General features: G+C 59.2%; 8 protein-coding genes. 6 read left to right on the top strand and 2 right to left on the bottom strand.

Annotated features, from left to right (window positions below; all coding sequences use genetic code 11):
- The first annotated feature begins 20 nt into the window (after positions 1–20).
- The 6 genes from VFN25_RS01265 to VFN25_RS01240 all read left to right on the top strand — a co-directional run bounded on the left by VFN25_RS01265 (position 21) and on the right by VFN25_RS01240 (position 7927).
- Positions 21–2156 (top strand): TonB-dependent receptor family protein, encoded by a 2136-nt coding sequence (locus VFN25_RS01265; RefSeq protein WP_414648821.1) that lies wholly within the window; start codon positions 21–23, stop codon positions 2154–2156.
- A gap of 168 nt (positions 2157–2324) precedes the next feature.
- Complete coding sequence (locus tag VFN25_RS01260) at positions 2325–2801, top strand: choice-of-anchor Q domain-containing protein (RefSeq protein ID WP_325137977.1); 477 nt, start codon at positions 2325–2327, stop codon at positions 2799–2801.
- Positions 2802–2937: 136 nt separating this feature from the next.
- A complete protein-coding gene (locus tag VFN25_RS01255; RefSeq protein WP_325137975.1) occupies positions 2938–5313 on the top strand; it encodes a glycosyltransferase in 2376 nt (791 codons plus the stop codon).
- A gap of 313 nt (positions 5314–5626) precedes the next feature.
- The gene (locus VFN25_RS01250; protein WP_325137973.1) at positions 5627–5968 is read left to right on the top strand and encodes a hypothetical protein; all 342 of its coding nucleotides are present in this window, start codon (positions 5627–5629) and stop codon (positions 5966–5968) included.
- Between the two features lie 180 nt (positions 5969–6148).
- Entirely contained in the window at positions 6149–7345 is a 1197-nt protein-coding gene (locus VFN25_RS01245) for a DesA family fatty acid desaturase (RefSeq protein ID WP_325137971.1), read from the top strand.
- A gap of 219 nt (positions 7346–7564) precedes the next feature.
- A complete protein-coding gene (locus VFN25_RS01240; RefSeq protein ID WP_325137969.1) occupies positions 7565–7927 on the top strand; it encodes a hypothetical protein in 363 nt (120 codons plus the stop codon).
- A gap of 150 nt (positions 7928–8077) precedes the next feature.
- On the opposite strand, the gene VFN25_RS01235 is transcribed toward VFN25_RS01240, so the two are convergent.
- A complete protein-coding gene (locus VFN25_RS01235) occupies positions 8078–8944 on the bottom strand; it encodes a mechanosensitive ion channel family protein (protein ID WP_325137966.1) in 867 nt (288 codons plus the stop codon).
- Positions 8945–9103: 159 nt separating this feature from the next.
- Positions 9104–9301: hypothetical protein (locus VFN25_RS01230; protein WP_325137964.1), on the bottom strand; the 198-nt coding region annotated here is incomplete at its 5' end.

Below are 9301 nucleotides of genomic sequence, written 5' to 3'. Positions count from 1 at the left end.
GTCGGCTTCCGGCCCTCAAGGTGAGCTCGCGCTGGTGGTGCTGCTTGTTCCTGTGCGTGTTCGCCAACACCTCGGCGGCTGGTGATGAGAGTAGCGACCATCCGGCAAGCGCGAAGATTCTGGATCCGGTCGTTGTCAGCGCGCGCCTGGAACAGGTGCCGGCATTTGATACACCAGCCTCGATCACGACCATTGATCTGGAGCCGGAGCGGCGCCCTGGTGTCGGGGTATCCGGAACGCTGGCTGGCGTGCCCGGCCTGATTGCGCGGGACCGACAGAACTACGCGCAGGATACGCAAATCTCGGTACGCGGCTTCGGTGCGAGAGCGACCTTTGGTGTGCGCGGCATCCGCCTGTATACCGACGGCATTCCCGCCACCATGCCGGACGGGCAGGGCCAGGTTTCGCATTTCAACCTGTTCGGCGGTGGACGCATTGAAATCCTTCGCGGCCCCTTCTCCAGCCTCTACGGCAACTCTTCGGGAGGCGTTATCCAGTTGTGGAGCGTCGAGCCCTCACCGGAGCCGGAAGTTGTAGTGCAATCGAGCATCGGCCCGGACGACAGCCGCACGCTGGGCACACGCCTGCGCGGTACAGCCGGGACGATGGGCTATGTCGTCGCCGCACAGCGGTTCCTGACCGATGGCTACCGCGACCATAGCGCTGCCGAGCGCACCCAGGTCGATACCAAGTTGACTTTCGACCTCGGATCCGCCGGGGCCCTGAATGTGATTGCAGGCCGACTCGATGCGCCCGAAGCGCTGGACCCACTCGGTCTGACCTGGGCTCAAGTACAGGAAGATCCAGCCCAAGCCACCGCGGCTGCCAATATCTACAACACACGCAAGTCCGTTGTTCAGAATCAGGCCGGCTTGCTGTATGCGTTGCCGGTGGGTGACACCACCCTGCATGCCAGTACGTGGGCTGGCGAACGCCGGGTAGAACAGTTTCTGGCGCTCCCCGTTGGTGCGCAAGCCAACCCGCTCAATTCCGGTGGCGTGATCGATCTCGATAACTCCTATGGCGGCAGCGACATGCGCTGGTCCTGGCATGGCGCTCTGGGCGGGTGGCCGGCGGAGCTGCAGGTGGGCATGAACTACGAACGTCAGAACCAGCATCGCCTTGGCTTCGAGAACTTTGCTGGCACGAGTCTGGGCGTGCGTGGCGCGCTGCGCCGGAACGAACGCAATCGGGTGCAGAACTTCGATCAATACAGCCAGGCCTGGTGGCAATTCGCGCCAGACTGGTCTGTCCTGCTCGGCGCGCGACACAGCAACATCCGCTTCACCTCGACGGATCGCTATGTCACCCAGAGCAACCCCGACGACAGCGGCCAGGTCAGCTATGCGCAGACGACACCCGTGGCAGGGCTGGTGTATTCCGCCAACGAGAATCTTCGCTACTACCTGTCACTCGGGCGCGGCTTCGAAACGCCAACGTTCAACGAACTGGGATACCGCGCGGATGGAGGCGCGGGCCTGGCCTTCGACCTGCTTCCGGCAGTCAGCCGCAATTATGAGCTGGGCGGAAAGTGGAGAGTCGATGCGGGCGCTTGGTTCGAATGGGCGGTGTTTCGATCCGATACCGAGAATGAATTGGCGGTCGCAACCAACAGCGGAGGTCGCAGCAGCTATTGGAACGTGGGTCCTTCGCGGCGCTCCGGGGTTGAGCTGTCCTTCCACGCCCCCGTGTCGAAAAACTGGACACTGGAAGCCGCTTACACCGGTCTGGACGCCCACTTCCGTGATGCCTTGCCGACCTGCTCGGCCAGCGGCTGCGCCAATCCGGAAACACCGGCTGGCGCCGGTACGCGAATCCCGGGTCTTGCCCGCCAGCAACTGCAAGCGGCAGCGCAGTGGAGTCTCGACCCCTGGTGGGCAACAATTGAAGGGCTGGGAGTCGGCAACGTTTCAGTCAACGATAGCGGCGACGAGCAGGCCCCCGGCTACTTCCTGGTCAACCTGGCATTCGGCTGGAGCCGGCTGGTTGGCACGCAGCGTCTGGAGGCCTTCGTCCGGCTCGACAATGTGCTCGACCGCGCCTACATCGGCTCGGTCATCGTGAATGAGCGCAATCGACGCTTCTACGAGCCCGGCCCGGGCCGCGTCGTACTGCTTGGGTTGCGTTGGCAGTGGAACGGCCATAACTCGCGGTGAGTATCAACCCATACGGTAGCGGCATCACGCTGCGGAAAAGCTTGGCGGGCGATCCAGAGTGTCGGCAGCAGCAACGCCCCTACCGGTGGCGTCTGTCTGCAGGGTGGACCATTCACGATCTCCGGATCGACATTTCGCGAGAATCAGGCATCCGGCTACGGCGGACTGGTGCTGCAGAACCTGACCATCGCCGACAACATCGCCCAGTGTGATGTCTGCTTTGCGGCGGGGATCAGCAATGGTTCGGGTCTTGCGATCACCATGCGCAACACCGTGTTGCAGAACAATACGGCGGGCAACGCCTACAACCCATGGGCCATGCTCCACCCGGTCAGCGGCAGCAACAACCTGCAGTGGCCACAAACCCGTCCGGGTTCGGGCCAGCACGAACAGGCGGTGACGCCAGGAGCGATTTTCGCCAACCCCCAGTTGCAGGCGATCGCTGCAAATGGCGGCTTGACTGAAACCATGGCTTTGATTGCAGGCTCGCCAGCGTTTGATGGCGGAACCTCGATGGGCGCGCCGCCGACCGATCAGCGCGGCAAGTCTCGATATGGTGTTGTCGATATTGGCGCCTATGAATTGCAGCCGGATATGATCTTCAGCGATGGCTTTGAATCAATCACGGCCTTGCATTCTCACTGATCGCCATTCAGGATCTCGCGCTTCGTGCGTGACAAGGGTTCGTCACGCTTCATGATGGGAAATCCGGATTCCGCCGCTGACCAGCAAGGCGGTTCGGGGGACCTGTTGATTCACTTTTGCGCAAGGTTGTTGCTTCATGGCCAACGATGGCTACGCCATTTTCACCATCTGTTCGAACAACTATGTGCCGATGGCAAAAGTGTTGCTTGCGAGCGCACGTCGACACCATCCCGAGGCAACACTTTATCTGTGCCTGGCAGACGAGCCGGTCGTTGATGAAAGCTTCTATCCGGCAGGATGCATCGTTGTGCGTGGTGATGCGCTGGATATTCCGGATTTTCGCGACTTCGCCTTTCGTTACGATGTCATGGAGTTCAACACCGCGCTGAAGCCTTACATGTTCCGGCATTTGCTGGCGCGTGGTCATCGCGGCGTCGTCTATCTCGATCCGGACATCGAGATCTTCTCGCCACTCAAGCCGGTTTTTGATCTGATCGGCGACGGTGCGAGCTTCGTGCTGACGCCGCATCTGACCAAACCGGCGGAACGGGATGCTTACCCGCATGATGTCGATATCATGCGCGCGGGAATTTACAACCTGGGCTTTCTTGGGGTCGGCGCGGCCGAGGAAACGGATCGCATCCTGCGCTGGTGGTCGCGCAAGCTGAGATTCGAATGCGTCAATGCCCAGGATCGCGGCATCTTCGTCGATCAAAAGTTCATGGATCTGGTGCCGGGCTTTGCCGATGGCGCGCGCGTCCTGCGCGACACCGCTTGCAACGTGGCTTACTGGAATCTGCATCAGCGTGACTTGCAGGAGGACGACGGGCACTGGACTGTTGACGGCAGGCCGCTGTGCTTTTTCCATTTCAGCGGTATCGACGTTCGCATGCCGACGCAGTTGTCCAGGCACTCCGAAGCATTTCGCAATGCGGATTGCACGCCAGCCCTGCGTTCGCTCATGAACCACTACATCGATCAGTTGCTGGCGAATGGCCATGGATCGATATCCAACGCCGTCTACAGCTACGGACGCTTCGCCTCGGGAACACCGATTCCGGCGTCGGCCAGAAGGATGTACCGCGAAACCCATGTGAGTTGGTCGAATGGCGATCCGTTCGAAACCTACGAGGAGTACCTGCATCTGCCCTGCGTGCCGAGGGCCGGGACCTTGCGTTTCGCGGTGACCCAGCACATGAAGTTTCTGCATCAAACCGACAGCAATCTCCGGGCGCACTACAACCTGGGGCACCTTGAGAGTGCCGAGAGCTACGTGCGCGGGCATATCGGCAGGGCAAAGACACGACATCTGGATCGTCGCCTGGTCGAAACGAGCGCGATTCGTGCAGGCAACGATCCCGCGCGATACCGATTGAAAAGGCCGCCGCAACGTCGCCCTGGTGATGCGGAAATGAATGTCATCGGCTATCTCCGATTGGCACTCGGGGTCGGTGAAGCAGGTCGTCAGATGCTTGGGGCCATCGAGCATGCCGGTATTGATGTCCGCGGTCTGGCGGTTGAATTTGAATCACAATCGAAGATGACCGAGACCTCACTGGAAGATGTTCTGGATGAGCGCGCAACGGCACCGATCCAGTTGTTCAACATCAACGCCGATCAGTTGGCGCGCACGATGGTTCACCTCGGCGCTGCGCTGCGCGACGATGCCTATCGCATCGTCATGCCGTTCTGGGAGCTGGAGGAATTCCCGCAGCCCTGGATGGCCGCGTTCGATCGCGTTGACGAAGTTTGGGCGCCCACGCGTTATATCCAGTCAATGCTCGCGCCACGCCTGAAGATACCCGTGACCCACATGCCATTGCCGTTGGCCTTCACGCCACCACCAGCTGTATCGCGCTCGCAGTTCGGCTTGCCCGAGGACGCTTTCCTGTTCTTCTTCGCATTCGATTTCTTTTCGTTTATTGAACGCAAGAATCCGATGGCGGCGGTGCGCGCCTTCCGCCGGGCGTTCTCTGCGGCGGAACGCTCGGGCAAGGTCAAGCTGGTTATCAAGACTCTCAATGCTGACGCGGTTCCGGAAAAGAACCGGGAACTTCTGGATGCCATGCGCGATGGCTCGGATATCATCCTGATCGATGAGGCAATGGAACGTCAGAAGACCTTGCAACTCATCAATTCCTGCGATGCGGTTGTATCGTTGCATCGAAGCGAGGGTTTGGGCTTGATCGTTGCCGAGGCCATGGCCCTGGGCAAGCCGGTTATCGCTACCGACTATTCGGCAACCACCGAACTGGTTTCGCCACGAACCGGCTGGCCGGTCGATTTCAAGCTTGTGCCGGTGGGCGAGGGCGAATATCCATTCACCGAAGATCAGGTCTGGGCGAGTGTCGATGAAGGCCATGCGGCCTGGCAGATGCAACAGGTCTACAAGGATTCGGCGGAAACCTCACGTAGAGCCCACGCGGCGAGGAGTCTGCTTGATACGAATTTCAGCGCCGATGCATGTGGCAAACGTCTGCGACGGCGAATTGCCGAGTTGAGGCAACGCTGATCAAGTGGCCCAACCGTCATGGCATTCAGAAGGTTCGCCGGTCGTGCTGCGTGGCGAAGTGAAGGCTGGTAGCCTTGACCAGCCGCGCGGTGCGGCTGGCGGATCTTCTGGATGCCACCTGTTTCAACAAAAACAATCGGTTAGGCGACACCTGTCTGCGCGCAGCTCTTTGTTGCGCTGGCTTGAAGCACGGCCAGTGCATCTGCGCCAGCGCGCCGCGATCTGCACGCAGACAGACGTCGTGACGATTGCGCCACTTGATCAGCGTTGCCTTGACTGACGATTGAACAACTTTTCGCAGGAGCAAGCGAACGTGGCTTCAACCAAGCATACCCGGGATATCGACGGAACCGACGGCAATGCAGCGGCCAGACAGGAATCGGCGAGCGCAGCAGCGCAAGCATCGACGAAGCTGGGCATCGAACTCGATCTGCAGGATTGCCGGGAAGAGGTTCGTCGTCTGCAAACGGCTTTGAAGCAGTTGCGCAGCGAGAATCTGGAGTTGAACCGGGCGCTGGGCCGAAGCGATACGCCTGATGATCTGCGCGTGCTTATCGAGGATCAGGCCAAGCGTCTCGATTTGATGCGGGCTTCGTTGTCCTGGCGAATTACCGCCCCGCTGCGCATGCTCGCCCGATTGTTCGGGGCTGATTGATCCGCGGAAACGCCGCATCATAGTTTGACCGGCACGCTCATTGCATTGCCAGCATTGATCACAATCTTCCCTGTCGGCGGCTTCGACTGTGCGCGCCCATGCGCTGACGTATGTCTACACCATGGGCTCGCTGCAGATTTGTCGCGTATAGTCCAACGCTTGTTCAATTCGGTGGTAACCATGTTTGATTCGATTGTCGATTTTCTGACCAATGGCCTGACTCATGCGTCGTGGCCGATGCTGGTGCTTTACTTCGTGATTGTTTCGCAGTTCACGATCTTCTCGGTGACGCTTTACCTGCATCGCAGTCAGGCCCATCGCGGCGTCGACTTCCATCCGGTGCTTGCGCACTTTTTCCGCTTCTGGTCATGGTTCTCCACGGCGATGGTGACCAAGGAATGGGTGGCGATTCATCGCAAGCATCACGCCAAGTGCGAAACCGCCGAAGATCCGCATAGCCCGCAGTTCTTTGGCATCAGGAAAGTTTTGCTGGATGGCGTCGATCTGTATCGGCAAGCGCGTCGGGACCCATCGATTACCGAGAAGTATGGCCGCGGCACGCCGGATGACTGGCTGGAGCGCAACATCTACTCACGGTTTCCGGAATACGGTCCGACCCTGATGCTGTTTCTCGGCTTTGCCCTGTTCGGCTTGTGGGGAGTCGTGATCTGGGCAGCGCAGATGGTCTGGATTCCGCTCATGGCCGCCGGGGTGATCAACGGACTCGGTCACTGGTGGGGCTATCGCAATGTCGAAAGCGACGATACCTCGACCAATCTGACCCCGTGGGGGTTGATTGTCGGCGGCGAAGAGCTGCACAACAACCATCATGCGTTTCCGAGCTCGGCGAAATTTTCACTGCGCAGCTTCGAGTTCGATATCGGCTGGATGATGATTCGCATGTTCAATGCAGTGGGTATGGCCAGAATCATGCGCGTCGCGCCATCGCTGGATATCCGTGATGATATCCATGCGCCTGACACCGACACGATCAAGGCCTTGCTGACGCACAAGTTCCAGGTCATGACCGACTACTTTCGTGGTGTCACCGCACCGACGCTGCGCGCCGAAGCGGCACAGGCGGGAGCCAGTCTCAAGGAGTTGCCTCGGCGCTTGCGCAAGGCGCTTTCCAGCGGTGGCCGCTGGCTCGATCAGGATGCCCGCGAAAGCCTCGGACAGTGGGTCAGCCAGAGACCGAAAATGGCGACCGTCATGGAATACCGCCAGCGCTTGCATGAGTTGATGGAAACCCGCAACGGCGAGGCCATGCTGGAAGCGCTCAAGCAATGGTGTCGCGAGGCCGAAGAAAGTGGCATTCGCGCGCTGCAGGAGTTCGCCGGTCGAATCAAGGGCTATCGCCTGGCGCATGCCAGCTGATCCAGCTTCAGAGTTGAAGAAAAGCGCCCGCGGAATGTGGGCGCTTTTTATTGTTGTGCATTCAGGGTAGCCCTGGTGGCGCAATCGTCACGACATCGGTCTGCGTACGGATCACGACGCGAAGGATCTGGCTCGCTTGTTGCACGTATATCCGGCGCTGACGAGCCATGTTGCTGTAGTTGACTCAATTCCACTCAATTCGACCGAAGGTGACTCAATATGTCCCAGATCAACCGATTTCTGATTCTCGTCTCCATGCTGCTCGTCATGGCCGCGGCCCCGGCGATTGCGGCGAAACATTCCAAGGTCATCATCGTCAATCAGTCTCATTGGGCAATCCATGAGCTGTATTTCTCGCCCACCGATGAAAGCGAGTGGGGCGATGACCAGCTTGGCGATGACGTCATCGAATCGGGCGAGAAATTTACCCTGAATGGTGTTCCCTGCGACAAATGGGACGTCAGGGTTGTCGATGAAGACGGTGATGAATGCGTCATCGAGAATGTCGGCCTGTGTGCCGATACCGACAAATGGGTAATCAAGGACAGCGATCTGCTCGCCTGTCAGGCGGCAACAGACTGATTGCCGGAGTCATGATCGAGATTCTCAAAGCTCAGCGTTGAAGCGGGTATTCCTTGAGAGTCAGCCAACGAAGAAACCCGCCACGTGGCGGGTTTCTTCGTTGATGCCTGCGCTGACACCCTGCCGGGCGACGCCCGGTAGGGTGTTTGATCAGGATGCCTTGGCCAATCCGATGGCCTTGGCCGGATCTGGTTTTCCACTGTCGATGATATGCAAATCGCGCTGTGGAAACGGAATGCTGATGCCGGCTCGGTCGTAGGCCTTCTTGATCGCTTCGGTCAGCTCGCACTTGGTAGCGAAATAATCGGCATTGCCGGCATGACAACGAATGCCGAGGTTGACGCTGCTTTCGGCCAGTTCGTAGACGTACACGGTCGGCTGTGGATCCTTCAGCACACGTGAATCGGATTGCATGAGATTCATTGCGATTTCGCGAGCCTGATCGATGTCATCACCGTATCCGATGCCGATGACCAGCTCGACGCGGCGCATCGTATCCGGGGTCAGATTGATGATCGAATCGTTCGTGATCAGTGCGTTCGGCAGGGTGATTACCTGGTTGTCCGCACCGCGGAGCCGGGTCTGGAAAATGCTGACCATTTCGACCTTGCCGGTAACGCCATTGATGGTGACCAGATCGTTGACGTGAAACGGACGCAAGGTGACCAGCATGATTCCCGAGGCGATGTTGGACAGCGAATCCTTCATCGCCAGACCGATGGCCAAGCCGGCTGCACCGAGTACGGCAAACATCGAGCTCACCGGTACGCCGAGTAACTGGATGACCGCCAGCAGCAAGATGATCTGCATGATGACGAGCACGACTTTGCCGAGAAACATCGCGGCCGTCGCTTCGAGATCGCTGTTCTCAAGTCTGACGCCGACCCAGCGACCCAGCATCTTGGCCAGGCGTAAACCGATCAGCAGCAGGGCCAGTGCGCCAAGAAGGCGTCCTCCGACGCTGATGCCAAGATCGACCCAATAGGCATTTTCAGGAGCCTGCAACCATTCCATCATTTCGCTTTCCTCCAGTGAAAGCCGGTATCAGGACCGGCGTGAAATCGGGATAGTCTATCGGAGCCTCGATTAAGGTAACGCTGATCAAGTGGCGCAATCGTCACGACGCCTGTCTGCGTGCAGATCGCGGCGCGCTGGCGCAGATGCGCTGGCCGTGCTTCAAGCCAGCGCAACTAAAGAGCTGCGCGCAGACAGGTGTCGTCTGACCGATTGTTTTTGTTGAAACAGGTGGCATCCAGAAGGTCCGCCAGCCGCACCGCGCGGCTGGTCAAGGCAACCAGCCTTCACTTCGCCACGCAGCACGACCGGCGAACCTTCTGAATGCCATGACGGTTGGGCCACTTGATCAGCGTTGCC

The organism is Dokdonella sp. (assembly GCF_035703485.1).
Taxonomy (GTDB): domain Bacteria; phylum Pseudomonadota; class Gammaproteobacteria; order Xanthomonadales; family Rhodanobacteraceae; genus Dokdonella.
Note: the sequence above shows the minus strand (reverse complement) of the source record. Positions and strands in the feature narration are given on the sequence as shown.

Bases quoted from the DNA above. Each gene is read 5' to 3' on its own strand.
- VFN25_RS01235 (WP_325137966.1), bottom strand. From the start codon at position 8,944: ATGATGGAATGGTTGCAGGCTCCTGAAAATGCCTATTGGGTCGATCTT.
- VFN25_RS01240 (WP_325137969.1), top strand. From the start codon at position 7,565: ATGTCCCAGATCAACCGATTTCTGATTCTCGTCTCCATGCTGCTCGTC.
- VFN25_RS01255 (WP_325137975.1), top strand. From the start codon at position 2,938: ATGGCCAACGATGGCTACGCCATTTTCACCATCTGTTCGAACAACTAT.
- VFN25_RS01245 (WP_325137971.1), top strand. From the start codon at position 6,149: ATGTTTGATTCGATTGTCGATTTTCTGACCAATGGCCTGACTCATGCG.